This is a genomic window from Pandoraea sp. CB10b_02 (assembly GCF_002216225.1).
Lineage (GTDB): Bacteria > Pseudomonadota > Gammaproteobacteria > Burkholderiales > Burkholderiaceae > Pandoraea > Pandoraea nosoerga.
This window is the reverse complement of record NZ_NJGW02000004.1, coordinates 286,435-311,626: the sequence shown is the minus strand read 5'-3', so window position 1 is coordinate 311,626 and position 25,192 is coordinate 286,435. Positions and strand designations below refer to the sequence as shown.

The following is a 25,192-nucleotide window of genomic DNA, read 5'->3' as shown; positions in this document are numbered from 1 at the left end:
GGGACGCAAGAGGGCGCAAGAGTGCGCGCAGATGGCCGCGTACCGGCAAGGGGGCCGGATAAAAGAACGCGGAAAGCGACAAGGCCGCTTCCCGCTTAAAAAGCCCGCCGACGCCACCGGCGGGCCGCTTCGTCCTTCATGAGCGATCAGTCGTCGCGGTCCCGACGCCAGCCGCGATGCCAGCCGCGATCGTGACGGTCTTCCCAGCGGCGCTCGCGCCAGTCATCCCACCGGTCGCGACCGTAGTACACGACCGGGCGCGGCGCCACGTAGACCGGTCGAGGCTGCACGTATACCGGTTGCGGTGCGACGTACACGGGCGGCGCCGAGACGACCGGTGCCGGCACGCCGAGATAGAGGCCCACGTCGACATGCGCCGAAGCGGCGCCCGAGGCGAGTGCGGCGGCGGCGCCGAGTGCCGCGATGACGAGAATGCGTTTCATGATGTCCTCCGTTGCGCGCGACGCTCGAGGCTTCGGTGGCGAAAACGTCGCGCGTGCAGGCAATAGTGATGCCGGTGATTCGGCGCGATGGGCGCACACGGCGGTGTTTGCCAGTGCTGGTGCGCGTGTCGTCGAATCGTTGTTGCCAGTGTATGGGCTGCGACGCGCGACAGGTGCTACGAGTTTGTCGGGTGTGTGTCGTTTTGTAACGCCGGTGGACGGGCCCCCGCGCCGCCGTCCCGCCGGATGTCGCCGGAGGTGTCGCCAGAGGTGTCGCCATTCATCGACAGGCGGGCGACGCGTGCGTGACCGAAGCCCACGCAAAGCGCACGACAATGCACACGAAAGCGGGCACCGAAAAAACAAAAGGCGTCACGCGAAAACGCGCAACGCCTTGTGTCTTGATTCGTTGGTAGGCTCGATTGGACTCGAACCAACGACCCCCACCATGTCAAGGTGGTGCTCTAACCAGCTGAGCTACGAGCCTAGAAAGACCGCGAGTATAGGGTCAATTTTCGGAGCTGGCAAGTCTTTCGCGGGAAAATCCGGAAAAAAGTCTTCGGCGGCGTCACTCGCCGCGCTTGGCCGCGCCGCGACGCGGCTTGAGCCGCACCCAGATGCCCTTGTTGCCCCCGCTCCCCGAGCGTTGCTCCACGTCGAACAGGCCGATGGTGGCGACCAGATCGCTTAGCTTGCCGAAGCCGTAGTTGCGCGCATCGAAATCCGGCGCCTGCTTCGCGATGTGGCTGCCGATCGCGCCGAGACTCGCCCAGCCGTCCTCGTCGGACACGCCGTTCACGGCATTGCGCAGCAGGCGCACCAGCCGCGCATCGCGCTTGAGCTCGGAGGCACTGCGGCGCTTGCGCGGCGTCGGCGCTTCGTCGTCGTCCGGTTCGTCCTCCTGGCGCAGCAGTTCGGTGTAGATGAACTTGTCGCAGGCCGTGACGAACGGCTGCGGCGTCTTGCGCTCGCCGAAGCCGTACACGATCAATCCCTGCTCGCGGATGCGCGAGGCCAGACGCGTGAAGTCGCTGTCGCTGGACACGAGACAGAAGCCGTCGAAGCGCCCGGTGTAGAGCAGATCCATCGCGTCGATGATCATGGCGCTGTCGGTGGCGTTCTTGCCGACGGTGTAGCGGAACTGCTGAATCGGCTGGATCGAGTATTCGAGCAGGCACTTCTTCCATCCGTCGAGATTGGGCTTGGTCCAGTCGCCGTAGATGCGTTTCACGCTCGCCACGCCGTACTTCGCCACTTCGGTCAGCAGCCCTTCGACGATGGCGGGTGCGGCGTTATCGGCGTCGATCAGGACGACCAGCGTGGGGCCCTGGGCGGCCACCGGCGTTGTGACAGGCATGGCGAGGCTCCTTGAACGCGAAACGTTGCGAGATCAGGCGATACGGTACCGCATTATGGCCCGGATCCTCACGCGTGCCGCGAGCGCGTTCCATCGTCGCGGTGTTGCCCCAGCGGCGCGAACCACAATACCGCAACGCCCGCGAGCAGACTCGCGGCGGCAAACATCAGCCCGGCGGTAAACGAATGCGTCCAGTCGCGCAGCGCGCCCACCACGATCGGGCTGAGCGCCGAGCCGAGATTGCCCACCGCGTTGATCACCGCGAGGCCCAGGGCGCGCGTGTGCGGCGCGAGCGTGCGCTCGGGCACCGTCCAGAAGATGGCCATCGCGGTGTAGGCGCCGGTCGAGGCCATGGCCACACCGGCCAGGCGCCACGACGGCTCCGGCGCGAAGCACGTCACCCCCCAGCCGGCGGCGGAGAACAGCATTGGCAGCACGAGGTGCCAGCGGCGCTCCTGCAGACGGTCGGAGCGGCGGCCCCACCAGATCATGCCGGCGATCGTGCATACGGACGGGATGGCGGCGAGCAGGCCGATCGTTACGTTGCTGCTCGTCGTGCCGAAGCTCTTCACGATCTGCGGAATCCACAACGATGCGAGCGAAAGCGTATTGACGAGGCAGAAATAGCCGAGCGCGAATTTCGCCACGCTCGGCGCGAGCATTGCGCGCCACATGCGCTGATCGGCGGCGTTCGCGCGCGGTGCGAGCCGGGCGGCCGCGCCCGTGCGGTCGCGGGCGATCATTGCCAGCAGCGTCTGCTTTTCGGCGGCGCTCAGCCAGCGCGCGTCGGCGGGCTTGTCGTCGAGATACCACCACGTCACCAGACCGAGCAACACGGTCGGCAGGCCTTCGAGCACGAACAGCCATTGCCAGCCGGCGAGTCCGGCTACGCCGTCGAGCCGCAGCAGATAGCCCGACGCCGCGGCGCCGAGCGCAGACGTTACCGGCATCGCGATCATGAACCACGCATTGGCCCGCGCGCGCGGTGCTCGGGAACCAGTCGCCCATGTAGAGCAGCATGCCGGGGAGAAAGCCGGCTTCGGTGATGCCGACGACGGCGCGAATGAGATAGAGGCTCGTGGCGTCGTGCGCGAACATCGTGGCGCTCGACGCCAGCCCCCAGGCGACCAGGATGGCGCCGATCCAGCGGCGCGCGCCGAACTTCACCAGCATCAGGTTGCTTGGCACGCCGCACAGCACATACGTGAGATAGAACACGCTCGAGGCCATGCCGAACATCGTGCTCGTGAGGCCCAGGTCGCGGCTCATCGTCAGCGCGGCAAAGCCGACGTTGATGCGATCGAGGAACGAGAACAGGAACAGCACGAACAGAAAGCCGAGCAGGCGACGCGAGATCTTGCGCACGACCTGGCGCTGCGCGATCTCGCTGGCCGGGTCGGACAGCGCGCGCGTTGCCTCGGAGGGCTCGGCAGGGTTCGCGAGAGCGCAAGGGGTGGGGGCGATCGCCTGCGCGGACGCGGCGGACGTGATATGGCTCATGATGGGTGTCTTCTCCAACGCTCCCCGCCTTGTCTGGATGGCGGTGTTATGAAGTGGGCCCGCCATCGGGGGCGGGCGCCGGAAGTCAAGGCACGAAAGGTACGGAACGGTTCAGGGCGATGTGCGGTGGGCTGTGGGGACTTCAGGCGGGCTGCCGGCGCGACGCCTGCCCGATGAGATCGATCACGCGTTGCGGATCGTCGATCTCATGCGCGAGCAGCAGTGCGACCTTCGCGAGCCGCAACTCGCGTTCGTCTGCGGGAGCGTCGTCGATGGCCAGCGCGAGGGCGTCGTAAATCTCCTCGAGTCCGGCAATGGCGGTTTGTGCGTTTGTCATGGCGGTGCTTCCTTCGGCGTGCAGGCGATTCAGGCGCGGGCCGTCGCCTGCGTCAGCGCACGGCCCAGGCGGGCGGCGTCGAGCCGCTGCCAGCGTGCGCAGATGTGATGGTCGGGGCGCAACAGGTAGGCAGTGCCGTCCGTTGCACCGTACTTGCGGGCGGCGCGCCCGCCCGGATCGGGCAGCGTGAGGTCCGCGCCCGCGACCGCCTCGCGGGCCTGCGCGAAGGCGATCGCCGTCACCGGGATGCCGCGCTCGCGCCAGTCGGCGATTTCGCGCCGCAGCGCCTCGTCGAGCGGTGCGTCACCGAACGTCACCAGGTGGAAGGCGGCGCCGAGATGGTCGTACAGATAGTCGTCGTGGCCGAGCTTCACGTTGGGCGCCGGGGCGCCTGCGCACGGGCCGGCGCTCATGCGCGCATTGTCGTCGTCCCGGCTGTTGAGCGGCGAGTCGCGATAGTCGTGCGCGCGCGACGTGCGCCAGTGAAACAGCGGCCGCACGAATTCGTGATCGAGCGAGAGGTCGAGCACCGCGTCGCGCAGCAGGCGAAAGCCGTGCGTGGGTGGCGTCATGAAACGGGTGCTCTTGCCGGCTTCGGCGATGATCTCGCGCGCGGCGCCCACGCGGTCGTGCGTGTACGAGCGCAGCAGTTGCGCCGGCGCCGCGCCGCTCGCCACGGCCGCGAGTTTCCACGACAGGTCGATGGCGTCCTGAAAGCCGGTGTTCGCTCCGCGCACGCCGAAGATCGGCAGCAGATGCGCCGCGTCGCCCGCGAACAGCACACGACCATGCACGTAGTCGGGCAGTGTGAGCGCACGGGCCGAGTACACCGAACACCAGTCGAGCTCCCACGGCTTGCCGCCAAACCCCATCATCTCGAGTTGCGCGTCGATGCGCTCGCGGATCGTCTCCGGCCGCAATGCGTGCTCGGAGGTTTCGCTCGCGGGCAACTGATAGTCGACGCGCCAGATGCCGTCCGGCTCGCGATGCATCAGCACCGTATTGCCGGGGTTCCAGTCGGGCGCGAAGTAGGCGAGCCGCTCCGTCGGCAGGTCGAGATCGATGCGGATGTCCGCAATGACGAAGCGGCCTTCGTAGCTTGCGCCTTCGAGGCGCAGCCCGAGCGCGCCGCGCACCGTCGAGCGTGCGCCGTCGGCGGCCACGAGCCAGCGCGTGCGCTGCGCGTATTCGCCCTCGGGCGTGTCGATCCGCAGCGCCACGTGATCGTCGTGCTGCGTCAGGCCCACGAGCTTGTTGCCCCAGCGCATCTCCACGAGCGGCTCGCGCTCGATGGCATCCGCCAGATAGCTCTCGAGCACGTTCTGCTGCAGGTTGATGAGCGGTGCGAAGCGGTCGTCTTCATCGACCGGCGACTCCATACGAAACACGCGCTGGCCACGGTAGTACGAATTGCCGCTGGTCCACGGCAGGCCTTTGGCCACGACGGCGTCGGCCACGCCGACGGCCTGCAGGATCTCCTGCGAGCGACGCGTGAAAACGATGGCACGGCTGCCTTCGGACACCTGCTGCTCGGCGTGCAACACGACGCAGCGCACGCCGTGGCGGGCGAGCGCGAGCGCCGTGACCATGCCGATGGGCCCGCCGCCGACGACGGTTACCGGCGCTTCGGCCAGGTCCTCCGGCGCACAGCGCGGGAAGGCATGAGGATGGACGCGGTACGCGTGATATAGCGACGCGCGCGGCGTGGTCTCCGGTCGATGCATGATGCGACACCCATGAGGCTGCTCGGCGCACGCGCATCGGGTCCCGTGTCAGCGCAGAAACAGCGGATGCGCAGCACGCGATCGACGAAAAACGTCATCGAGCATTTGGTTGCTAACGCAACAATTCTAGTGTGCTAATGTTGCGTTAGCAACCAAATCACGACCCATTTCGCCTAGGGGAAAACACTGAAATGCGGCCAGCCCACAAGACCCTCGATCAGTTCCTGACTTACAAGATGCACCGCCTGATGAAGCAGCACGACAAGCGCATTGCGCAGTCGTATGCGCAGGGCGCGCAGCTGAGTCTGGCGGAATCGCGCGTATTGGCGGCCGTGGGGACGGCGGGGGCCTTGTCCAACTCGGAGCTCGCGCGCCGCGCGAATCTCGACAAGAGCCAGGCGAGCCGCGGCGCCGACGGGCTGGTGTCGCGCGGCCTCGTGCGCCGCAGCCCCGACGAGCACGACGGCCGCGCGGTCAAGGTCACGCTCACGCCCGAGGGCGAACGCGTGTGGCGCGTGGTGATCGCGGCGGCGCGCACGCACTACGACCGCCTGTTCGAGGCGCTCACCGACGACGAAATGCGCGTCTATGAGCGCCTGCTCGACAAGCTGCTGCTGCGCTCGGACGAACTGGACGAACAGGCGGACTGAGGGCGGCGCGGCCTCGGAGATCCCACGCGGCTTGCCTGCGGCCGATGTTGTCCGGGCGCCCAAGCCCAGGGCGTTACGCGAACGCGAGCGACTTCGTCAGATCGCCGGGCGGCATGGCGCCGCGCGCCGCAAACGCGGCGTTGCGGTGCGCGATGCCCTCGAGCGTGGGCAGATCGTACAGACGCGTGATGAAGCGCAGGATCGACGTGGTGTCGTAGAACGTATGGTCCACGTTGGCGCGCCTGGCGAACGGCGAGACGACCAGCGCCGGAACGCGCGAGCCCGGTCCCCAGCGGTCGCCCTTGGGCGGCGCCACGTGATCCCACCAGCCGCCGTTCTCGTCATACGTGATCACGACCATCATGTTCTGCCACTGCGGCGACTTCATCAGGTGCGCGAGCACGTTGGCCACGTGCTGATCGCCCGACGCCACGTCCGAATAGCCGGCGTGCTGATTCAGGTTGCCCTGCGGCTTGTAGAACGTGACGGCCGGCAGCTTGCCGGCGATCGCGTCGGCGATGAATTTGTTGGAAATCGGGCTGTCGCCCTCACCGCCGTCGCGCAGGTGTCGCTCGCGCGCCGCCGTGCCCGGCGCGAACTGCGCGAAATAGTTGAACGGCTGGTGGTGGTACTGGAAGTTCGGCCTGTCCGCGCCGCCCTTGTGATCGAGCGCCGATTGCCACGCGCCGGCGTACCAGGCCCACGACACGCCCTTGTTCGAGAGCAGGTCGCCGATGGTGGCGTAGTTCTGCGGCGGCAGCGTCGCCGGGTTGGACGGATCGGCCAGATGCCGGTCTCCCGACGCGGCCGGCTTGATCGGCGACGGCTGGTAGGGCGGCATCATCGTGTTGACGGCGAAGCCGTCCGGCGTGATGGCGCCGTCGCGCACGAACCTGGGCTTGCCGTCCGCGGCCGAGGCGGGCGAGTCCGGCGCCACGGCCAGGCGGGTGCCTTGCGGGCCGTCGGCGAGCACCGCGATCTTGTCCTTCGCCGGGCTCTGTTCGGCATTCGGGTACACCGGCGGGCGCGCCGAGACCAGAAACTGGTGATTCAGGAACGAGCCGCCGAAAGCCGCCATGAAGAAGTTGTCGCACAGGGTGTACTGCTGCGCGATCTTGTACAGGTCCAGCGTTCTGGCGGTTTCGCCGTAGTAGCCCATCACGAGCCCGCCCGAGTCCGCCCACGCGGCGAACTGGTTGTTGGCGCCGCCGTTGATCTGCATCTGGTTCTGCCAGAACAGATGCCACAGGTCGCGCGTGATGACCGACTCCGGCAGTAGCTTGCCATCGGCGTCCTTGAGCATGTACGGCGCGTTCGGCTGACGCGCGAGGTCCTTTTCCGTGATGTGGTACTTCTTGCCGCCGATCGTCTGCGCGCGCGGCACCAGACCGTCGAAGACGGGCGGCAGCAGCGACATCGGCGTCTTGCCGTCGCGATCGAGCTGCGTGTAGACGGACGCGGGCACCTTCGAGAGCGGCGCTTGCACGCCGGGGAAATCGGCGAACAGATTGTTGAAGCTGCGGTTCTCGAGATAGATCACGACCACGGTCTTGATGTTGGCCTTGAGCTGGGCGTCGAACGTGCCGCCGGCAGCGACGGCCGTCGGTGCGCCGGGGTCTTGCGCGGCGCAGCCGGACAGCGCGCTCGTGGCGCCGGCGGCGCCGGCCGCGCCGATGGCGGCCAGGCCCTGCAATACGCGGCGGCGCGACGGGTCGGTCGGATCGTCGTCCTGGGCGCTGGGGTGTTGCGCGGGATCGTTCGGTCGGGATTTGGCGTCGTGGGTCATGATGTCCTTGTTGGCAAGTCAGGCGAGTCAATCGAGTGAGGCCAGTCGGGCGGTCGGATCGAGTGGATCGGCTGGATCGGCTGGATCGGGCACCGAGGCGCTGGCGTGCCCGCGACCGGACGGCAACAGGTAACCCGCGAGCGACGGCGTCACCCTGCCCGGGCGGGCGAGGCAGACGACGTTTTTACGCGTGGATCGTGACAATTCGGTGACGCCGCGATGGCGTCACGCGGTGCGAAACCCGGCAGGGGAGAGGCGGTGGCGGCGGCGCCGCGTCAGGCGGATGGCGGGGCGTGCGCGCCCGCGTAGCCGGAGTCCTCGAACAGCTCGGTGCGGAACTGCTCGGCCAGATCGTCGAGCAGCGCGCGCAATGCGCTCGGCATTTGCTTGCGCGAGATGTAGACGCCGTAGGCGGTCATGTCGCGCGGCACGTAGTCCGGCAACAGCGCACGCAGCGTGCCGGCGCGCAGATGCGGTAGCGCGGAGTACACCGGCTGCATGGCGATGCCCGCGCCCGCGAGCGTGGCCGCGAGCACGACGTTGGCTTCGTTCGCGGAGAAATTGCCGTCCACCGGCACGCCGAGCGGCGCGCCGGCGTGCGTGAACTGCCAGAGGCTCTTGCTGAAGTACGCGTATGTCAGACAGTTGTGCAGCGCGAGGTCCTCGGCGCGTTGCGGCGTGCCGTGCCGCTGCAGATACGAGGGCGCGGCGCATACCACCGAGCGGCACGTCGCGAGCCGGCGGGCAATGAGGCCCGGCGACGGCTCGGTCGTCACGCGTATCGCGAGGTCGATGCGTTCGTCGACGAGGTCCACCGTGCGATCGGCCACCACGAGATCGATCGCCACGCCCGGATGTCTTTCGATGAAACGCGCGACCGCGGCCGCCAGAAACGCCTGCGCGAGCGAAGTGCTGCAGGCCACGCGCAACAGGCCGCGCGGCGCGCTGTCGGCGTGCGACGCGCAGGCCAGATCGTCGGCGATGCCGAGCATCTCGCGGCACCGGGGCAGGGCGTCGTTGCCGGCGTCGGTCAGGCTCACCGCGCGCGTCGTGCGATGCAGCAGCCGCGTGCCGAGCCAGGCTTCGAGTTCCGCCAGATAGCGCGACACCATGGCGCGCGACATGTCGAGCCGCTGCGCCGCGGCCGTCAGCGAGCCGCGATCGGCCACTTCGGTAAAGACGCGCATGGCAGTCAGACGGTCCATGATTTGCTCGAACGATGCAACAAAGTGATCGTCATTATGGGCTTTTTTGGAGCGATCGGCGCGACTACGATGGCAGGTATGAAACGCGCCGCGTATCGACGCCGGCATTGCACGGGACACACAAATGACGCAAGCACGATTGCATTACATCGCCGACCCGCTGTGCGGGTGGTGCTACGCCGCTGCGCCGCTGGTCAAGGCCTCGCGAGACGTGGCGGGGCTGGACATGGTCTTTCACGGCGGCGGCATGATGGCCGGGCCCAACGTGCAGCGCGTCACGCCGCAACTGCGCAATTACGTGATGCCGCACGATCATCGCATCGCTTCGCTGACCGGTCAGCCGTTCGGCGAGGCCTACTTCGAAGGGCTGCTGCGCGACACCACGGCCGTCTTCGATTCGGCGCCGCCCACCGCTGCGGTGCTCGCCGCCGAAGCCCTGGGCGGACGCGGCCTCGACATGCTCGCCGCCGAGCAGCAGGCCCATTACGTCGAGGGCCGGCGCATCGCCGATCGCGACGTGCTTGTCGAGCTCGCGGCGCAGCTCGGCCTGGCGCGAGACGCGTTCGCGAAGGCGTTCGATGCGCAGGACGCCCACGCCCTCATGCTGCACTTTCGCGACAGCCGTGCCTGGCTTGCTCGCGCGGGCGGCAGCGGCTTTCCGACGTTCGCGCTGGAGGTCGATGGCCGGCTCGAGCGGCTGGAGCCGGGCCGCTATCTCGGTCGGCCCGACGCCTGGCGCGACGCATTGCGCGAGCGGGTGCTCAAGGCACAGGCGGCACAGGAGGCACAGGAGGCACGGGCGGCATCCGGCGATGGCGACGCCGCGCCGCTGCCGCAGTGCGGCCCCCAAGGCTGCGCCCTCTGAGCGGGGCGTCGGCATTGCGTCTCGTCCCGACACCGAATCGCGAATCGAATTTCCCCCCCCTCACTCCCAGGAGAGTCCTGATGAAAGTTGCCTTGATTGGTATCACCGGCCGCGTCGGTACGCGTGTCGCAGAAGAATTGCTCTCGCGCGGCCACACGGTCACGGGCATTGCGCGCAATCCGGAGCGCGTCGAGGCCGAGAAGGGCTTGACCGTGCTCAAGGGCGACGCCGCCGAGCCGGCCTCGCTCGCCCCGCTGCTCGCCGGCCACGATGCCGTGATCAGCGCCGGCCGTTTCGTGTCGGTCGATGCCGCCAGACTCATCGACGCGGTCAAACGCGCGGGCGTGCCGCGTCTGCTGGTCGTGGGCGGCGCCGGCAGTCTCGAAGTCGCGCCGGGCAAGGCGCTCATCGATACGCCGGAATTCCCGCAGGCGTACAAGGCCGAGGCCGGCGCAGGCCGCGAGTTCCTGCAGGTGTTGCGCGCCGAGCCGGCCGATTCGCCGCTGAACTGGACGTTCCTCTCGCCGTCCGCGCTGTTCGAGCCGGGCGAGCGCACGGGCAAGTTCCGCCTTGGCGGCGATGGGCTGCTCGTGGACGCCAACGGCAAGAGCTGGATCTCGATGGAGGACTACGCCATCGCGCTTGTCGACGAGCTCGAAAAGAACCAGCATCCGCGCTCGCGCTTCACGGTCGGGTACTGAGCGACGGCGCAACGCTCCGCCAGCCGCCCCCCGGCGCTCGCATTGCGCGCGCGCGTTGCCGGTGTGTTGCCAGTGTGTTGCCGATGGGGTGCGATGGGGTGCGATGTGGTGCCGTCGGCGTCCGGTCAGCGCGCCTTGCGCAGCGTCAGGTTAAAGCGCACGGCGTTCGCGTCGAAACTGCCCTCGACGCTCGCGATGCCGTGATAAGCGAGCCGCGATTGGCCGCCCCACACCACCACGTCGCCCGGCTCGAGCCGGACTTTGCGCGTGCGTGCGCCACGCTGCAATCCGCCCCACAGGAAGATTGCCGGCAATCCCAGCGAGACGGACACGATGGGCGCACCGAGCTCGCGTTCGTCGCGATCCTGATGCAGCGTGAGGCGGGCGTCGAGCGTGTAGCGGTTGATGAGGCAGGCATCCGGCGCAAAGTCGGGATAGCCGGCCGCCTGCGCCGCGTCGCGCGCCAGACGCGCGAAAGACGCCGGCATGCGCGGCCACCGCTGCTTCGACAGCGGATCGTGCGTGCCGTACCGATAGCCCATGCGGTCGCTGATCCAGCCCACGTCGCCGCAATTGGTCATCGCCACCGACATGCGCTTGCCGCCGGGCGTCAGCCAGTGGCGCAGCGGCGCCTGGGCAATCACCGCGTCGATGTCGGCCTGCAACACGGCCAGCCGTTCGAGCGCGAAGCCGCGCAGCACGAATGCGCCCGGGCCGAGCGTATCGGCGTTCGGGCCGCCACGGGCCGAGTCGTCGGGTGCATGGCTGAAGAGGTCCGGCGTCATGTGGCGTCGTGCAGGATCACGCCGAGCGTGTGCCGATGGCCGCTGCGCACGCGGCTCACACCGTGCCGCATGTTGACGCGATACACGCCCCGCGTGCCGTTGACCGGGCGATGATGCACGGCGAACACCACGGCGTCGCCGCGCGCGAGCGGCACCACCTCGGCGCGCGACTGCATGCGCGGACGCTGCTCGGTGAGAACGAATTCGCCGCCGGTGAAATCCTCGCCGGGCTGCGAGAGCAGGACGGCCACCTGCAACGGGAAGACGTGATCCCCGTAGAGGTCCTGATGCAGACAATTGTAGTCGCCGGGGCCGTAGCGCAGCAGCAGTGGCGTGGGACGGCGTTGCCCCGCGGCGTGGCATTGCGCGAGATAGGCGCGATGCGTGGGCGGGTAGCGCGCGTCGATGCCCATCGCCTTGTGCCAGCGATGGGCGATCTGGCGCAACGGCGCATAGAACGCTTCGCGCAGTTCGGCCACGAGCGGCGGCAGCGGATACGCGAAATACTGATACTCGCCCTGCCCGAAGCCGTGGCGCGCCATCACGATGCGGCTGCGAAATCGCGGCGAGGCCGGCGCCGCGCCGGTGCGCCCGTGCACCGTCTCGCCGTACATCTCGCGCAGCGATGCGCACTCGTGCGCATCGAGCAACGCGGGAATGCGCGCCGCGCCGAAGCCGTTCAACGCGTCTTCGAGCGCAGCCCAGTCGAGCTTGTGCACGCGATCGCTCACAACTTCTCCTCGCCGTGCGCGCGTGGCTGCGCCGGTTGTCCGTCGTGCGCCTCGAGGCGCTCCTGCGAGAGCAGCGCACGCTTGCGCTCGACGCCCCAGCGATAGCCGGACAACGCCCCGTCGTTGCGAACGATGCGGTGGCACGGGATCACCACCGCCAGCGGGTTCGATGCGCACGCCTGCGCGACGGCTCGCACCGCTCGCGGTGCGCCGATCCGGCCGGCGATCTGCGCGTAGCTTGCCGTCTGTCCGGCGGGCACTTCGCGCAGCGCTTCCCAGACCCGTTGCTGGAACGCGGTGCCGCGCACGTCGAGCGGCAGCGACAACCCGATGCGCGGCGACTCGACGAAGCCCACCACCTGCGCCACCCAGCGTTCGAATTCGGCGTCCGCGCCGACGAGCTCGGCCTTCGGAAAGCGATCCTGCAAGTCGCGCACGAGCGCGTCGGGATCGTCGCCCAGCGCGATGGCGCACAACCCGCGCGAGGTCGCCGCCACCAGCAGCGCGCCGAGCGAACACTGCGCGACCGCAAAGCGGATCGACTCGGCCCTGCCGCCCGCGCGGAACGCCGCCGGCTTCATGCCGAGCACGGCGTCGGCGCTGGCGTAGAAGCGGCCGTTGGAATTGAAGCCGGCGTCGTAGAACGCCGACGTCACGCTCTGCGCGGCGGGCAACGTCTCGCGCACGCGTTGCGCGCGGCGCCCGTTCGCATAGGCCCGCGGCGTGACGCCGGTCACTGCGCGAAACAGCCGGTGAAAATAGTGCGGGCTCAGGCCGGCTTCGGCTGCTAGCGCTTCCAGACGCGGCGGCTCGTCGGCCGTCTCGATGCGCCGGCACGCCGCCGTGACGAGCGCGGCGTGGCGCGCGTCGAGCGTGTCCTGATCGGGCCTGCAACGCTTGCACGGGCGAAAGCCGGCGCGCTCGGCGGCGGCCGCATCGGCATGGAACGCGACGTTTTCGCGCCGCGCCAGACGCGCACCGCACGACGGGCGGCAGTACACGCCGGTCGTGCGCACGGAATAGAAGAATTCGCCGTCGGCCTGCTTGTCGCGCGCGACGATGGCCGCCCAGCGGGCGTCATCGCTCGCGTAGCGCGAGTGCGCCGCGCGATCGTCGGCCGGCGCGCGGCGCGCGGGCGGGGCGCCGGCGCTGCGGCCGGCGCGGGACGGGCGTTTGGCGGTCATTGGATTGGCATGCATTGCGAGGGTCTCCCGTGGACTGATCACTTGCCTTCAGTGTAGGGAGTCGCGCTCGCGGGTGCGCTCCGTTTCTTGCTGTCGAATTCGGTCAGACGCCGGGCGGCAGGGTCGTGCCGAGCTTGGCGGCCAGGCTCATCACCATCACGAGTACCAACGCCTCGACGCCCACCACGCGTGCGAAGGCCGACGTGTCGAGGGGCTTCTCGCCGGCATCGAGCGCCAGGCGCGGCAGCAGGCGCCAGCGGTTCCACGCCCCCAGCATGGCGGCGCACGCGACCAGCAACAGCTTTGTCCCCAGCCATGAAACATACGGCGCGTTCGGCGTGGCGAACCACAGTGACGGCGTTTCGCCGAGCGTGCGCCATGCGTTGAAGCCGCCGGTCACGAGGGCGACGAACATGGCGAGCGTCGCGATCGACGACAGACGCTCGCCATAGGCCGCCCGCGCGCCGACCGGCCAATGCCGCCAGCCCGGTATCACGCATCCGGCGACGAGCAACGCGCCCGTCCACGACGCCGCTGCCGCTACGTGCAGCGAGTGAATGCCGATGGCCAGCCACGGCATGGCAGCGTCTGCCGCATGGCCCGTGCCGGCGCGCGCGAGGGCGAGCACCACGGCGCCGGCCGCGTACACCATGCGCGCGTGACGCTCCTGCCGGTGCTCGCGGCGATGGTGCCGGTCGCGCGGATCGTCGGCGATGGGCGGCGAGGCAAGAAGCCTGCGCCGGGCGTCGTACCAGGCCCAGGCGCCCGCACAGAGCAGCAGCGCACCGAGCCCGGCGACCCACTGCATCCGGCCGAAGTACGAGCGCGTGAGCACCCGCCACACGTCGCCGAGCATCGCGTCCGTGCTCTCCCAGTCGCCGCCGGTCATGGCCTCGGTGCTCGCGAGTACGTAGGCCATCCAGGCGAGCACCGCGAGGCCGGCGGCGAAGCCGGGCAGCACACGCCGGGTCAGGCCGCTGCGCACCGCGTGCGGGCTGCGCAGGAGCAGCACGCCGAATGCGAGCGCCAACGCGAGGTTGAGCAGGCCCGCCGTGGCGGGCTGCCAGGTGCCGGCGGCAAGCTCTGCCGACATCACTTCACGGTGAACTTGAAGTTGCCCTGCGTGCGGTGGCCATCGCTCGCCACGGCCACCCAACTCACCTGGTAGCTGCCCGCGCCGAGCGCAGGCAGCGAGAGCGTGAGGGTTTTGCGGGCGGCGTCCAGTCCGGCTTGGGCGTCGGTGACGGACCTGCCCTTTGCGTCGATCACCGTGAGCTTCGAAAAGGCGCCTTCGAGCGCGGAGTCGAATGTTACGCGCACCGACGTCGGTGCTTCGACGACGGCCTGCGCGGCCGGCTCGCTCGACACCGCATGCGCATGCGCCCACGCGCCTTGCGAGAGTGCGGCCAGACTGACGGCCGCGGCAAGCGCGAGGCCTTGCGCCGCGCGACGCAGGGCGTGGCGCGATGGCAGCGGCAGGGGGCTGCGGGCGGCGCAGGCCGGGGAGGCGATCTTGATAGTACGCATGTCGTGTCTGGCTAAGGAGTCAGGGAAGCGGCAGCGGGACGCGGAGATGATGACGCGAAATGGTGACGCAAAATGGTGACGCAAAATGACGACACGAACCCCCGCCCCGAATTGGCCAGGCGTGCCAGAGGTCGTAATGGCGGCCCGCCCCGTTCCGAAGGGGTACGCAATCTGCGTCGCTTACGCAGTATCGCAGACCTTGCAGACCGATGCAGCCGCCCGACGGTTCCGCCTGAGCGCACCTGACGCGGCGATGCGTCCGTCGTTTTGCAACTAAGTTGCAAAAATAGCGGAGGCGCCGTATCATCGCGCCGTATTGCAACTTGGTTGCATTAATGAGGCGCGCATCCATGACATCCCCTTTCGCTTACGCCGGCGGCACGGACGGTCGTCTGCCCGTGACCGTGCTGTCCGGCTTCCTCGGCGCGGGCAAGACCACGCTGCTCAATCACGTGTTGCGAAATCGCGAGGGTCTGCGCGTGGCGGTGCTGGTCAACGACATGAGCGAGGTGAACATCGACGCCTCGTTCGTGGAGCGTGGGGCCGCCGCCGCGGGCGCCGCCCTCTCGCGCACGCAAGAGCGTCTCGTCGAGATGAGCAACGGCTGCATCTGCTGCACGCTGCGTGAGGATCTGCTTATCGCCGTGCGCGAACTCGCGCAGGATGGCCGGTTCGACTATTTGCTCATCGAGTCGACGGGCATTGCCGAGCCGATGCCGGTGGCGGCGACGTTCGAGTTTCGCGACGACGCGGGGCGCTCGCTCGCGGATGTCGCCCGACTCGACACGATGGTGACCGTTGTCGACGCGCTGCACGTACTCGAGGATTTCCATGGTCTCGACACGCTCGCACAGCGCGGCGAGGTGGCCGGCGACGAGGACGAGCGGCGTCTTGCCGAGTTGCTCACCGAGCAGATCGAATTCGCCGACGTGGTGGTCGTGAGCAAAGTCGATTGCGTCGACCCGGCGCGGCTCGAGGCCGTCAAGGCGCTCATCGCGGGACTCAATCCTTCGGCACGCATCGTGCTGGGCGAGCGCGGCGCGGTGCCGCTTGGCGAAGTGCTTGGCACGGGGCGCTTCGATGCCGGGCGCGCCGCGCAGATGGCGGGCTGGGCGCTGGCGCTCGCGGGCGAGCACGACCCGGAGACCGATACTTACGGGGTGACGAACTTCGTGCTGCGCCATCGCGAGCCGCTGCATCCGGCGCGCTTCGCGGCATTCATGTCGAAGCCGTTCGACGGGCTGATCCGGGCAAAGGGCTACGTCTGGACGGCGAGCCACCCGGCGTGGGCGCTCGCGTATTCGCGCGCCGGCAACACGGCCACGCTGGAGACCGTCGGTCAATGGTGGGCCGCGGCCGACCCGGCGCAGTGGCCGCCCGAGGGCGACCCGCAACGCGCCGCGATCGAAGCGAACTGGGAAGCGCCGTGGGGCGACCGGATCAACGAGATCGTATTCATCGGCCGCGACATGAACCGCGCGGCCATTGAAAAGGCGTTCGAGGCCTGCCGGCTGAGCGCCGTCGAACTGTCGCAAGGGGACGCCGCGTGGCGCGGCAGCGAGCATGCGTTGCCGCTGCCGATGACGGAAGACACGGCATGAGCCGTGGGCGCATGCGCTGACGCACGGCATCATCCCATGCGCCGCGGCCCGCGAGATCATGGCGGCCGGCACGAAGCCGTACCGGCCGCCATGGCGCCTGCCGCGGACATTGCGCCGCCGTGCCGATGCCTCAGAAGTCGGGTGTCTCCACCGCACGCAGGTCGAACACGAGCACTTCGGCATCACGGCCGTTGGCGAGCGTGAGTGCCGTTTCTCCACGAACGCGCACACCATCGCCTTCACCGAGCGCCACCCCGTTCAGGCTGACGCTGCCGCGCGCCACATGCACATAGGCGTAGCGGTCCGGCGCCAGCGCGAGCGTGGCCGACTCGTGCGCGTCAAACAGACCCGCGTACACGCGCACGTCCTGGTGAATGCGCAGGGAATTCCCGGCGCCGTCCGGCGAGAGGATCATGCGCAGGCGGCCGCGCTTTTCTTCCGGCGCAAAACGCTGCTGCTGATACTCGGGCGCGATGCCGGTCCGATCGGGCACGATCCAGATCTGCAGGAAATGCACCGGCGACGTGTGCGAGTGATTGAACTCGCTGTGCGCCACACCTCGTCCCGCGCTCATCAGTTGCACGTCGCCCGGCTCGATCACCGACCCCGTGCCCATGGTGTCCTTGTGCTCGAGCGCGCCCTCGAGCACGTAGGAGAAGATCTCCATGTCGCGGTGCGGATGCTTGCCGAAGCCTTGCCCGGGCGCGACGCGATCGTCATTGATCACGAGCAGATCGGAGAAGCCGACCTGCGTCGGATCGTAGTAGTTCGCGAACGAGAACGTGTGGCGCGACTTGAGCCAGCCATGGTCGGCAACGCCTCGGTCCGCAGCTTTTCTGATGTCCAGCATGATGGGCTCCTGTGTCTTCATCGATTTGTCGGGAGGCCGTGAGCGGCCTCGATGAATAGGATTGTAGGGTCCTGACGGATAACAACAATCCGTCTGAAATGCGAATTATTGTCATCTGAAATGTGACAATCGTCGGGGGCAAAAGCCCGTCTTCCTAGGCGGGGGGCGGACGATTCCGCGGCTCGGGCTTCGAATTTCCGAAAGCGGGGAGGGCAATGCGCGTGGTGGCGCGCGATGTGCGAGACTACGAGCCTTCTTTCGCCGGGTGGACCGGTCCGGTCGCCCAACGAGGCCGCCGGCATCGCACCACGCGCCGCAAAGCCGTCCGAATGCCCCCACAGGAGAGTCGTCATGAGCCGCACCTATGCCTTTCGTATCGTCAACGTCTTCGCCGAGAGCACCTTCGGGGGCAATCCGCTGTGCGTCTTCGAAGACGGGGAGGGACTGAGCGACGAGGAGATGCGACTGCTCGCCAGGCAGTTCAATCTTTCCGAGACGACGTTCATCTTCGCCTCGGAAATTGCCGACGCGCATGTGCGGATCTTCACCCCGGGTTACGAAATGCGGTTCGCGGGACATCCCACGCTCGGCACCGCCCATGTGCTGCGCGCCATGCGCGGGCTCGGCGACCAGGTAACGCTGCAATTCGCCGCCGGGCTGGTGCCGGTCGAGGCGCGCGGCGACCACTGGACGCTCACGGCGCCCTCGTCGGGCGAGCCGAAGATCGCGAAGGCGTCGGAAGCGGATGCGGATATCGCAGCACTCGTGCGCCTCGGCCGCGACGATCTCGCGCAGTCGCCGCAGTGGGTCGACACCGGGGCGGATCAGTTGCTCATTCCGCTGCGCACCGCCGATGCGGTGGCGCGCGCGCAGCCGGACAGCGCGCGCATGGATCGCTGGCCGCTTTCGAGCCTCGAGCGCAAGACCGGCTATGTGTTCTCGCTCGACGGCGAGAAGGACGGCGAGTTGCAGGTCACGGCTCGCTATTTTTTCACCACGCAGGGCGGCGGCGTCAGCGAGGACCCGGGCACGGGCTCGGCATGCGCCAACCTCGGCGGCTGGCTGATCGGCCAGGGCTATCCGTTGCCCGTGCGCGCGCGCGTGTCGCAGGGCGATGCCATCGAGCGCCCGTGCCGTCTCACGCTTGAAGTGACGGCGGATCGCCAGATTCGCGTCGGCGGCAACGTGATCGAGCTCGCTCGCGGCGAGGTGAACCTCGAAGCGAGCCTGTAAGCCGTGCCGGGAGACGACAGTCGTATGTTTGCTCTGGCCGCACCCGTCGAGACCGAACTGGAGATCAGGAAGAGCCGGTTCATCGGCATCGTCATGCCCGTGGCGTCGCGCGAGGCCGCCATGCGCGAACTCGACGCGCTGCGCGTGCGCTATCCCAACGCCACGCATTACTGCTGGGTGCTGCTGTGCGAGGGCGCGTCGGGCTTCGACGACGATGGCGAGCCGGGCGGCACGGCCGCCAAGCCGATGTACAACGTGCTCATGCACAAGGGGCTCGCCAACGTGTTCGCCGTGGTCGTGCGCTACTACGGCGGCATCAAGCTGGGCGCGGGCGGACTGACGCGCGCCTACGGACAAGCCGTGAGCGAGGCGCTCAAGCTTGCCACGCTCACGGCCGTGGAACCGGTGACGCAGATCCGCTATCGGGTGGCGTTCGCGCACGAAGCGACGCTGCGCCGCCTGGCCGAGCGCTTCGGCGCCGAAGTGCTCGACGCCGTATATGACGACGCCGTGATCCTGCGCCTGCGCCTGAAGGCGCGCGACGTGCAGGCGTTCGAGACCGACGCCACGCAGGCGCTGAGCGGCGGACTCGAACGGCGCGATTGAGGGCGCGATTGAGGGCGCGATTGAGGGCGCGATTGAGGGCGCGATTGACGGCGGGCGTCGGTCTGCTGCCGGCGCCTGGCGCTATCGCACGTTGATGACGCCGCGCATGCCGGCCTCGAAGTGACCGGGCTCGAGGCACGCGAAGTCCACGGTGCCCGGCTGCGTGAAGTGCCACACGAGCGTCTTGCGCTCGCCGGGCTCGAGCGTTACCGCGTTCGGTTCCTCATGCGACATGCCGGGCGTCGTCTGCATCATCTTCGCGTGCTCGGCGAGCGAGGCCGAGGTGCCGAGCATCATTTCGTGCCGGAGCTTGCCGCTGTTGGTGACGACGAAGCGCACCGTATCGCCGCGTCGCACCGTGAGGGTGGCTGGCGAGAAGCGCATCGTGTCGCGCATGTCGACGTCGACGGTGCGCGTGGCCCGCGCCTCGTCGCCGGCTTCACCGATGGCGGTTGCGCCGCCGCTGCCGTGCGACGCGTGCCGGGCCTGTTGGGCGTGTTGCGCCTGCTGCATGTGCATGGCGTGCGGATCGTCCGCAAACGCCGGTGCGGCGAACATCAGGCTGGCCGCGCACAGGGCCAGTTGCGCCGGGATGGCGCGCGCGAGGTGAGAACGAATCATGACTTGCCTCCTGTTTTGCCTGCGCCGGCAGGCGGACGATGGGAAGAGGGTAGCGCGGAGTGGCTGCCTTGCCACGGGCGGGCGACCGAGCCGCGCGGCGCGCGATACCAGCCGGGATCGCGGTAGCTCTCGCGCGGCAGGTCCGGCCGGACCTTCAGTGTGGTGAACATGCCGCCCATTTCGATGGGGCCGTAGGGGCCCGTGCCGGTCATCATCGGCAGGGTGTTTTCCGGCAACGGCATCTCCATGCCGTTCATCGATCCACCGGTCTCGCCCATTGCCATGTAGTCGGGAATGATGCGCGCGATCCTGGCGGCGATCTCGCGCTGGTTCACGCCGAGCATGGTGGGAACCTCGTGGCCCATCGGATTCATCGTGTGATGAGACTTGTGGCAGTGGAACGCCCAGTCGCCCGGCTCGGTGGCGTCGAACTCGATGGCGCGCATCTGGCCGACGGCCACGTCGGTCGTGACCTCGGGCCATTGCGCCGATGGCGGCACCCAGCCGCCATCGGTGCCGGTCACCCTGAACTCGTGGCCGTGCAGATGGATCGGGTGATTGGTCATCGTGAGATTTCCCATGCGAATGCGGACACGGTCGCCCTGACGTGCGAGCAGCGGGTCGATGCCGGGAAACGCGCGGCTGTTCCACGTCCAGAGGTTGAAGTCGGTCATCTCGTTCACGCGTGGTGTACGTGTGCCGGGGTCGATGGCGTATGCGTTGATGAGGAAGACGTAGTCGCGATCGACCGGCTGGAACGACGGGTCTTTCGGATGCGTGACCCAGAAACCCATCAGGCCCATCGCCATTTGCATCATCTCGTCGGCGTGCGGGTGATACATGAAAGTGCCGGCGCGCTTGGCTTCGAACTCGTAGACGTAGGTCTGCCCCGGCGCGATGGCGCGCTGGTTCAACCCAGCCACGCCGTCCATGCCGTTGGGCAGACGCTGACCGTGCCAATGCACGCTTGTCGCTTCGGGCAGGCGATTGGTCACGTAAAGCCGCACGCGATCGCCTTCGACGACTTCGATGGTCGGCCCGGGGCTCTGGCCGTTGTATCCCCACAGATTGGCCTGCATGCCCGGCGCGATTTCCCGCACCACTGGCTCGGCGATGAGGTGGAACTCCTTGACGCCGCCGCGCATGCGCCACGGCAGCGTCCAGCCGTTGAGCGTGACGACGGGGCGGTACGGGCGGCCGTTCGGCGGCGCGTGCGGTTTGGCGGTGCTGGCGTCGGCGCGCGAAGGGGCGTCGGGCAGGGCTGCGAGGCTGGTGCGCTCGACGGCGGCCGCGCCCATGACGGCGAGGCTCGCATCGCGCAGGAATCGTCGGCGCGAGGTCATGCGCCACCTCCATGTCGATGACTCTGATGCGTGGGCAACGGTTGCGGCGACGTCGGCACGGCGTTGCCGGGCGTCGGCGCGAGAGCGGGCTGCGATGCTGGGGCACGCGCGGTGTCCGACGTAGCGCCGGCTGCGTGCGCCGCGCCAGGGTCGCCGCCGCCGACGCTTTCGCGCAATGCGGCCTCTGCGAGCCAGTAGTCGGCGCTCGCGTCGACGTAGGCGAGCACCGTGTCGCGCTGTTCGCGCGCGTCGTCGAGCAGATCGAACACGCTCGCGAGCATGCCGTTGTAGCGCAGCAGCATTTCGTCCGAGACCCGCCGGCGCAGCGGGAGCACCGTGCTGCGATAGTGCTCGGCGATCTCCCAGGCGGCGAGCGCCTGGGCGCGCCGCGTGCGCACGTCGGCCCGCGCGGCCACGGCCGCATCGGCCAGCTGGTCCAGGCTTTGCCGGTAGCGGGCTTCGGCGCCGGCCACGCGCGCGCCGCCCCAGTCGAAGAGCGGCACCTCCAGCGAAATCTCGTAGCCGCGTTCGTTGGGCGAGCCGGTGGCGCTGTTGTCGCGATACGCCGTGTCCAGTACGTTGACGAAGCGCGTGGTGCGCGTGAGGCCGAGGTCGCTCGCCGTGGCCGCCAGCGCGGCGCGTGCGGCGTGAATGTCCGCTCGCTCGCGCATGGCTTGCGCCTCGGCGTGGGGCCAGCCGGGCCGCGTGGTCGGGAGCGCGGGCAGCCGGTCCGGCAGCGTGAAGTCCAGTTGCCGGCCCCACAGGCCCATTTGACGCGCAAGGTGTTCGCGCGCGCTGCCGGCCTGCTCGCGTGCTCGGGCGAGCCGCGCCGCGGTATCGGCGTACACGAGGTTTGCCTGCAGGCGTCGCATCGCGCTGAAGTTGCCGGCGCGGGCCATGCCGTCAGCCAGCTCGCTGGCAGCTTGCGTGGCGAGGCGCGTCTGCTCGAGGATGCGGACGCGCTCGTGCGCCGCGACGGCTTCGATCCACGCGCGCCGCGTGAGCGTGGCCTGCGCGACGATGGCCTGCGTTACCTGCGCCTGCACCTGCGCGAAGCGCCGCGCCTCGACGCGCGAGGCGAGCGGCAGGGTAAGCATGCGCACGACGTCGAGTCCCCACGTGCGCTCGACGCCGACGTCGCCGCCGCCCTGCACGCGCTGGAACGAGAAGCGGGGATTGGGCAGGCGTCCGGCTTGCACAAGTGAAGCTTCGGCGATGCCGAGTTCCGCGTAGGTCGCCTGCAGGCCGCGGTGGTTGAGCAGCGTGAGTTGCACGGCGTCGTCGACGTCGAGCGGTTTGGCGAGCAAGGCGTCGCGTGCCTGCGCGAGCGCCTGGGCCGCCGCGTCGTCGCGGGCCCAGACGGCGGACTTGCCGAGGCGTTGGTGCGCGGCATCGGCGACCGCGGCAAAGCCGCCGTCGTCGCTGAATGTCGCGCAGCCGGACAGGACGAGCGCGGCGGTAAGGGCTGCGGCAAGCGTGGCAGTCAGCGTGGCGGAAGCAGCGGGGGCAACGGGAGCAGCGGGGGCTGCGGGGGCTGCGGGGGCGGTCGGCGCGCAGCGATGCGCTTGCGCCGACGTACCCACAGGACCGGACGCCGTGGCGCGAGCGCCGCGCGCATGGGCGAGACGCGCGACGTCAGGGTAAGGCAGCGAGGCGTTCATTGCGAACCTCCTGCGGCGCCATGGCCGGCGTGCGCGCCGCGGTGCCCCGCATGAGCGTTCGCGGTGGCTTCCGCGGGCGGCGGCATTGGCGTTGCGTGACCCATCGCGGCATGGTCGAGAGCGCCGGCGCTGGCGTTGTTGGCGCTATGAGCGCTATGGGCGCTGTGGGCGCTATGGGCGCTGTGGGCGCCCGCGTGTGCGCCGCGCGACCCATGCGTTGCCGTCGATGGGGAAACGTCGGCGTTGATCTTTCGCCAATCGGTGGCGGGAACCGACAACGGCGGCCTTGCAAAGTCCTGCAGCACGGTCGCCGCCGGAGGGCCGGCGGGGGCGTCCGGCGAGGCGGCGTCGCGGGTAGTCGACGGCTCGGCGCCCTGTGCGAGCGTCGGTTCGGGAGATGGCGCGCCGCTGGCCACATCGGCCCCGCGGACGCCGTTCGCGCTGAAGGCGGGCGCTGGCCCCGTGCTCCACAGCGATAGCGCGACGGGCACGATCCACGCGCGCCGCCGGAAGAGATGCAATGTCATCGAAGACTCGTCCAGATAGCGAGACCGGCGGCCGCGCGTCGTCGACGCGGGCCGCGCGGCATCGCACGTTTATCTGAGGGACGGACGCGGCGTGCGCGCGGCGGGCATGCAATGCCACTGACGCGCAGGCAAACGAAATCCGTCCAGCGGGGAACAGACGGCATGCGCGCTCAGAGGGCCGCCCGCTTCAACACGACAGGAAGCGAAGATCGGCGCGGTGCGCAACCGTCACGCGGCGAGCGATTTGGGAGGACGTTCGGGAACGGCGACGATGGCGCTGGCGGCCGTCGTGCGCAGGAAGGGAATGGCAGCCGAGGGGCCGGTGTCGGGAAGACGAATGGCCATGCTGGGCGGAAGTGCCGTGCATGCCACGCATGCAGCACACGCGGAACAACTCGTGTGGCCCGCCGCATCGTGCGCGGCCAGCATGCCGGGTGTCGCGCTGGGGTCGCCGGCAGAGGCGGACGTTGTCGCAGAAAGCGCGTCGTCGTGATGAGAAGACGGCAGCGTGGCCGCGTTGCCGTCGCTCACCATTGCGTGAGGCATGCCCGTGAGCGCGGCGTGGCTCGTCGGGGTTTCGGCAGTCGCGGCACCCGGTGCACCTGGCGCGCAATGCGTGCGCAGCGCGGCCATTGCCTGCAACGGCATGGTCACGCACAACAGCCACAGCACGAGGAGTTTGCGCCAACGATTCATGCCGCGCAGTCTAGCACCGCCCGTGCGCCGCTCGCAAATTGGCCTGTTCCTGTATCCGCGTCAGCGCGGCGCGCCGGCAACACGGTGCTACGCGGGCTCACTGCTCGAACAGGTGGAATGCCTCGAAGTGGGTGCGTCGCCGCGAGAGCGCGACGAGATTGACGATGCACACGGCGGCCACCAGCACGAACAGCGGCGCCGAGACTTCAAGCGTATCGCGTGCGAGCAGCGAGACGAGCGTCAACGCGAGCATGATCGCGAGCAGAAGCCGGTGCAGCCACGCCGCGAGACGCAGATGGCGCTCCGATTGCGCAACCAGCACGACGAGGGAGACATAGAACGGCGCAGCGATCAAGGCGAGCACGCATAACGCGAGCACGATGCCGAGCACGCTGGCCAGGCGCTCGCCGCCGGACGCGCTCGATTGCACGCCGACGACCGTGGCGGCAGCCAGGTAAAGCAGCATAAGACCATCCAGAACGATTGCGAGTCGGGTCATGACATCTCTCCGGCCATCTCTTCGCCTGTCTCTTCAGCCATCCATACGCCCGTCCATTCGCCCGTCCATTCGCCCGTCCATTCGCCCGTCCATTTGCCCATCTCGCCGGCCATGGAGCGGAGGTGGCATGGCTCCGCCAGGGGCACTCGAGCCGCGCGAGTGTCGCCGTCAGCGAGGCGGCTGCGCAAGGCCCGCGTGCGGCGGCCGGGCGCCGCGCGATGATGCCGTCGGGCGGGAGAGGCCCAGCCACGCTGCGGCGGCTTCGGTGCCTGCCGGTCCCGACGGCGCCTGCACGCGGTAGATCGACACGTTGCCGTGGTCGTCCACGCAGAACAGGTCGCGCTCGAGATCGGCCACGACGTCGAGCCGTTGCTGGAGCAGATAGAAGCCCAGCGGCGTGAGGTCCTGCACCAGCGCCGCGAGCGTCTCGGGGTAAAGAAACAGGTGACGAGGCCAGTGTCCGTGGCGCGACCGAAAGGCCCCGAGCGCGCCGAGCACGTGCGCCAACGTACCGCCGTGCCCGCGCAGGTGATCGATCGGAGGCGCGCCGCCGCGCAGCCCGGCAGCGGACGAATCATCGGCAGCGACGACGACGTCCGGGCGCTCGATGCCGGCCTCATCGGGCCGCAGTTCGCGAGCCTGGGTAGGGTGTCCCATGCGTCACCCCGCACGCCCGGCACGGGCGAAGGCGCACTGTGGGCGGCACGCCGGCGATGAGGTACAGGTGTTCACAAAAACCTCCGCAAACTTCCGAAGGTGA

General features: G+C 68.9%; 25 protein-coding genes, 1 tRNA gene and 2 pseudogenes. 6 read left to right on the top strand and 22 right to left on the bottom strand.

All coding sequences use genetic code 11. The annotated features are described in order from the left end of the window. Positions 1 to 146 precede the first annotated feature (146 nt). The 7 genes and pseudogenes from CDN36_RS06600 to CDN36_RS06570 form a co-directional block, all read right to left on the bottom strand. On the bottom strand, positions 147 to 443 hold the full coding sequence (locus CDN36_RS06600; RefSeq protein WP_150554014.1) for a hypothetical protein: 297 nt from the start codon (positions 441 to 443) through the stop codon (positions 147 to 149). Positions 444 to 853: 410 nt separating this feature from the next. Further along, a tRNA-Val gene (locus tag CDN36_RS06595) sits at positions 854 to 930 on the bottom strand. Positions 931 to 1,014: 84 nt separating this feature from the next. Beyond that, positions 1,015 to 1,800 (bottom strand): annotated as a pseudogene (locus CDN36_RS06590) (NYN domain-containing protein); the annotation flags it as partial. A 68-nt stretch (positions 1,801 to 1,868) separates the two neighbouring features. Next, positions 1,869 to 2,759 carry an MFS transporter gene (locus tag CDN36_RS06585; RefSeq protein WP_287496290.1) on the bottom strand — a complete coding sequence of 297 codons (891 nt, stop codon included), beginning with the start codon at positions 2,757 to 2,759 and terminating at the stop codon, positions 1,869 to 1,871. Between the two features lie 76 nt (positions 2,760 to 2,835). Beyond that, a pseudogene (locus tag CDN36_RS06580) lies at positions 2,836 to 3,300 on the bottom strand (MFS transporter); the annotation flags it as partial. A gap of 142 nt (positions 3,301 to 3,442) precedes the next feature. Continuing rightward, positions 3,443 to 3,637, bottom strand: coding sequence for a DUF2783 domain-containing protein (locus CDN36_RS06575; RefSeq protein ID WP_150554011.1), 195 nt, complete (start codon positions 3,635 to 3,637; stop codon positions 3,443 to 3,445). Between the two features lie 29 nt (positions 3,638 to 3,666). Continuing rightward, a complete protein-coding gene (locus tag CDN36_RS06570; protein WP_150554010.1) occupies positions 3,667 to 5,361 on the bottom strand; it encodes an FAD-dependent monooxygenase in 1,695 nt (564 codons plus the stop codon). Positions 5,362 to 5,552: 191 nt separating this feature from the next. Between CDN36_RS06570 and CDN36_RS06565 the strand changes: the two genes are divergently transcribed. Continuing rightward, positions 5,553 to 6,011: a MarR family winged helix-turn-helix transcriptional regulator gene (locus CDN36_RS06565; RefSeq protein ID WP_150554009.1), complete on the top strand. Its 459-nt coding sequence runs from the start codon at positions 5,553 to 5,555 to the stop codon at positions 6,009 to 6,011. 73 nt (positions 6,012 to 6,084) lie between these two features. Here CDN36_RS06565 and CDN36_RS06560 read toward each other — a convergent pair whose 3' ends face one another. After that, on the bottom strand, positions 6,085 to 7,797 hold the full coding sequence (locus CDN36_RS06560) for an acid phosphatase (protein WP_287496289.1): 1,713 nt from the start codon (positions 7,795 to 7,797) through the stop codon (positions 6,085 to 6,087). 275 nt (positions 7,798 to 8,072) lie between these two features. Continuing rightward, entirely contained in the window at positions 8,073 to 9,002 is a 930-nt protein-coding gene (locus CDN36_RS06555) for a LysR family transcriptional regulator (RefSeq protein WP_287496288.1), read from the bottom strand. A 124-nt stretch (positions 9,003 to 9,126) separates the two neighbouring features. Here CDN36_RS06555 and CDN36_RS06550 point away from each other — a divergent pair, with 124 nt between their 5' ends. Then, positions 9,127 to 9,867, top strand: coding sequence for a DsbA family protein (locus CDN36_RS06550; RefSeq protein ID WP_287496287.1), 741 nt, complete (start codon positions 9,127 to 9,129; stop codon positions 9,865 to 9,867). A gap of 80 nt (positions 9,868 to 9,947) precedes the next feature. Next, a complete protein-coding gene (locus CDN36_RS06545) occupies positions 9,948 to 10,568 on the top strand; it encodes an NAD(P)-dependent oxidoreductase (protein ID WP_150554005.1) in 621 nt (206 codons plus the stop codon). A gap of 125 nt (positions 10,569 to 10,693) precedes the next feature. On the opposite strand, the gene alkB is transcribed toward CDN36_RS06545, so the two are convergent. From alkB to CDN36_RS06520, 5 genes are all read right to left on the bottom strand, one after another. Further along, entirely contained in the window at positions 10,694 to 11,353 is a 660-nt protein-coding gene (gene alkB / locus CDN36_RS06540; protein WP_287496286.1) for a DNA oxidative demethylase AlkB, read from the bottom strand. After that, a complete protein-coding gene (locus tag CDN36_RS06535; RefSeq protein ID WP_287496285.1) occupies positions 11,350 to 12,084 on the bottom strand; it encodes a 2OG-Fe(II) oxygenase in 735 nt (244 codons plus the stop codon). Before CDN36_RS06535 ends, alkB begins: the two co-directional genes overlap by 4 nt. Then, complete coding sequence (gene ada / locus CDN36_RS06530; RefSeq protein WP_287496284.1) at positions 12,081 to 13,283, bottom strand: bifunctional DNA-binding transcriptional regulator/O6-methylguanine-DNA methyltransferase Ada; 1,203 nt, start codon at positions 13,281 to 13,283, stop codon at positions 12,081 to 12,083. The genes CDN36_RS06535 and ada overlap by 4 nt, the downstream gene beginning before the upstream one ends. 88 nt (positions 13,284 to 13,371) lie before the next feature. Continuing rightward, positions 13,372 to 14,361 (bottom strand): CopD family protein, encoded by a 990-nt coding sequence (locus tag CDN36_RS06525; protein WP_150554002.1) that lies wholly within the window; start codon positions 14,359 to 14,361, stop codon positions 13,372 to 13,374. Beyond that, positions 14,361 to 14,795, bottom strand: a complete 435-nt coding sequence (locus CDN36_RS06520; RefSeq protein ID WP_287496283.1) for a copper resistance protein CopC — start codon at positions 14,793 to 14,795, stop codon at positions 14,361 to 14,363. The genes CDN36_RS06525 and CDN36_RS06520 overlap by 1 nt, the downstream gene beginning before the upstream one ends. Before the next feature lie 350 nt (positions 14,796 to 15,145). Between CDN36_RS06520 and CDN36_RS06515 the strand changes: the two genes are divergently transcribed. Then, the gene (locus CDN36_RS06515) at positions 15,146 to 16,396 is read left to right on the top strand and encodes a GTP-binding protein (protein ID WP_287496282.1); all 1,251 of its coding nucleotides are present in this window, start codon (positions 15,146 to 15,148) and stop codon (positions 16,394 to 16,396) included. A gap of 130 nt (positions 16,397 to 16,526) precedes the next feature. On the opposite strand, the gene CDN36_RS06510 is transcribed toward CDN36_RS06515, so the two are convergent. Continuing rightward, positions 16,527 to 17,246: a pirin family protein gene (locus CDN36_RS06510; RefSeq protein WP_150553999.1), complete on the bottom strand. Its 720-nt coding sequence runs from the start codon at positions 17,244 to 17,246 to the stop codon at positions 16,527 to 16,529. Between the two features lie 351 nt (positions 17,247 to 17,597). Between CDN36_RS06510 and CDN36_RS06505 the strand changes: the two genes are divergently transcribed. Both CDN36_RS06505 and CDN36_RS06500 read left to right on the top strand, forming a co-directional pair. Next, a complete protein-coding gene (locus CDN36_RS06505) occupies positions 17,598 to 18,479 on the top strand; it encodes a PhzF family phenazine biosynthesis protein (RefSeq protein ID WP_150553998.1) in 882 nt (293 codons plus the stop codon). 24 nt (positions 18,480 to 18,503) lie between these two features. Beyond that, a complete protein-coding gene (locus CDN36_RS06500) occupies positions 18,504 to 19,085 on the top strand; it encodes an IMPACT family protein (RefSeq protein ID WP_150553997.1) in 582 nt (193 codons plus the stop codon). Positions 19,086 to 19,166: 81 nt separating this feature from the next. Here CDN36_RS06500 and CDN36_RS06495 read toward each other — a convergent pair whose 3' ends face one another. From CDN36_RS06495 to CDN36_RS06465, 7 genes are all read right to left on the bottom strand, one after another. Continuing rightward, positions 19,167 to 19,706: a cupredoxin domain-containing protein gene (locus tag CDN36_RS06495; protein ID WP_241013707.1), complete on the bottom strand. Its 540-nt coding sequence runs from the start codon at positions 19,704 to 19,706 to the stop codon at positions 19,167 to 19,169. Continuing rightward, positions 19,703 to 21,049: a multicopper oxidase family protein gene (locus tag CDN36_RS06490; RefSeq protein ID WP_287496281.1), complete on the bottom strand. Its 1,347-nt coding sequence runs from the start codon at positions 21,047 to 21,049 to the stop codon at positions 19,703 to 19,705. The genes CDN36_RS06495 and CDN36_RS06490 overlap by 4 nt, the downstream gene beginning before the upstream one ends. Continuing rightward, positions 21,046 to 22,710, bottom strand: coding sequence for a TolC family protein (locus CDN36_RS06485; RefSeq protein WP_287496280.1), 1,665 nt, complete (start codon positions 22,708 to 22,710; stop codon positions 21,046 to 21,048). The genes CDN36_RS06490 and CDN36_RS06485 overlap by 4 nt, the downstream gene beginning before the upstream one ends. Further along, entirely contained in the window at positions 22,707 to 23,237 is a 531-nt protein-coding gene (locus tag CDN36_RS06480; protein ID WP_287496279.1) for a hypothetical protein, read from the bottom strand. Before CDN36_RS06480 ends, CDN36_RS06485 begins: the two co-directional genes overlap by 4 nt. Positions 23,238 to 23,465: 228 nt before the next feature. Beyond that, complete coding sequence (locus tag CDN36_RS06475) at positions 23,466 to 23,933, bottom strand: hypothetical protein (RefSeq protein ID WP_287496278.1); 468 nt, start codon at positions 23,931 to 23,933, stop codon at positions 23,466 to 23,468. Between the two features lie 97 nt (positions 23,934 to 24,030). Next, entirely contained in the window at positions 24,031 to 24,432 is a 402-nt protein-coding gene (locus tag CDN36_RS06470) for a hypothetical protein (RefSeq protein ID WP_287496277.1), read from the bottom strand. A 168-nt stretch (positions 24,433 to 24,600) separates the two neighbouring features. Next, entirely contained in the window at positions 24,601 to 25,089 is a 489-nt protein-coding gene (locus tag CDN36_RS06465) for a hypothetical protein (RefSeq protein WP_287496276.1), read from the bottom strand. Positions 25,090 to 25,192 lie beyond the last annotated feature (103 nt).

Bases quoted from the DNA above. Each gene is read 5' to 3' on its own strand.
- CDN36_RS06500 (WP_150553997.1), top strand. From the start codon at position 18,504: ATGTTTGCTCTGGCCGCACCCGTCGAGACCGAACTGGAGATCAGGAAG.
- CDN36_RS06470 (WP_287496277.1), bottom strand. From the start codon at position 24,432: ATGACCCGACTCGCAATCGTTCTGGATGGTCTTATGCTGCTTTACCTG.
- CDN36_RS06515 (WP_287496282.1), top strand. From the start codon at position 15,146: ATGACATCCCCTTTCGCTTACGCCGGCGGCACGGACGGTCGTCTGCCC.
- CDN36_RS06510 (WP_150553999.1), bottom strand. From the start codon at position 17,246: ATGCTGGACATCAGAAAAGCTGCGGACCGAGGCGTTGCCGACCATGGC.
- CDN36_RS06485 (WP_287496280.1), bottom strand. From the start codon at position 22,710: ATGAACGCCTCGCTGCCTTACCCTGACGTCGCGCGTCTCGCCCATGCG.
- CDN36_RS06490 (WP_287496281.1), bottom strand. From the start codon at position 21,049: ATGACCTCGCGCCGACGATTCCTGCGCGATGCGAGCCTCGCCGTCATG.
- CDN36_RS06545 (WP_150554005.1), top strand. From the start codon at position 9,948: ATGAAAGTTGCCTTGATTGGTATCACCGGCCGCGTCGGTACGCGTGTC.
- CDN36_RS06585 (WP_287496290.1), bottom strand. From the start codon at position 2,759: ATGATCGCGATGCCGGTAACGTCTGCGCTCGGCGCCGCGGCGTCGGGC.
- CDN36_RS06505 (WP_150553998.1), top strand. From the start codon at position 17,598: ATGAGCCGCACCTATGCCTTTCGTATCGTCAACGTCTTCGCCGAGAGC.
- CDN36_RS06525 (WP_150554002.1), bottom strand. From the start codon at position 14,361: ATGTCGGCAGAGCTTGCCGCCGGCACCTGGCAGCCCGCCACGGCGGGC.
- CDN36_RS06565 (WP_150554009.1), top strand. From the start codon at position 5,553: ATGCGGCCAGCCCACAAGACCCTCGATCAGTTCCTGACTTACAAGATG.
- CDN36_RS06600 (WP_150554014.1), bottom strand. From the start codon at position 443: ATGAAACGCATTCTCGTCATCGCGGCACTCGGCGCCGCCGCCGCACTC.
- CDN36_RS06465 (WP_287496276.1), bottom strand. From the start codon at position 25,089: ATGGGACACCCTACCCAGGCTCGCGAACTGCGGCCCGATGAGGCCGGC.
- CDN36_RS06560 (WP_287496289.1), bottom strand. From the start codon at position 7,797: ATGACCCACGACGCCAAATCCCGACCGAACGATCCCGCGCAACACCCC.
- CDN36_RS06520 (WP_287496283.1), bottom strand. From the start codon at position 14,795: ATGCGTACTATCAAGATCGCCTCCCCGGCCTGCGCCGCCCGCAGCCCC.
- CDN36_RS06575 (WP_150554011.1), bottom strand. From the start codon at position 3,637: ATGACAAACGCACAAACCGCCATTGCCGGACTCGAGGAGATTTACGAC.
- ada (WP_287496284.1), bottom strand. From the start codon at position 13,283: ATGCATGCCAATCCAATGACCGCCAAACGCCCGTCCCGCGCCGGCCGC.
- CDN36_RS06495 (WP_241013707.1), bottom strand. From the start codon at position 19,706: ATGATTCGTTCTCACCTCGCGCGCGCCATCCCGGCGCAACTGGCCCTG.
- CDN36_RS06550 (WP_287496287.1), top strand. From the start codon at position 9,127: ATGACGCAAGCACGATTGCATTACATCGCCGACCCGCTGTGCGGGTGG.
- CDN36_RS06480 (WP_287496279.1), bottom strand. From the start codon at position 23,237: ATGACATTGCATCTCTTCCGGCGGCGCGCGTGGATCGTGCCCGTCGCG.
- CDN36_RS06570 (WP_150554010.1), bottom strand. From the start codon at position 5,361: ATGCATCGACCGGAGACCACGCCGCGCGCGTCGCTATATCACGCGTAC.
- alkB (WP_287496286.1), bottom strand. From the start codon at position 11,353: ATGACGCCGGACCTCTTCAGCCATGCACCCGACGACTCGGCCCGTGGC.
- CDN36_RS06475 (WP_287496278.1), bottom strand. From the start codon at position 23,933: ATGAATCGTTGGCGCAAACTCCTCGTGCTGTGGCTGTTGTGCGTGACC.
- CDN36_RS06555 (WP_287496288.1), bottom strand. From the start codon at position 9,002: ATGGACCGTCTGACTGCCATGCGCGTCTTTACCGAAGTGGCCGATCGC.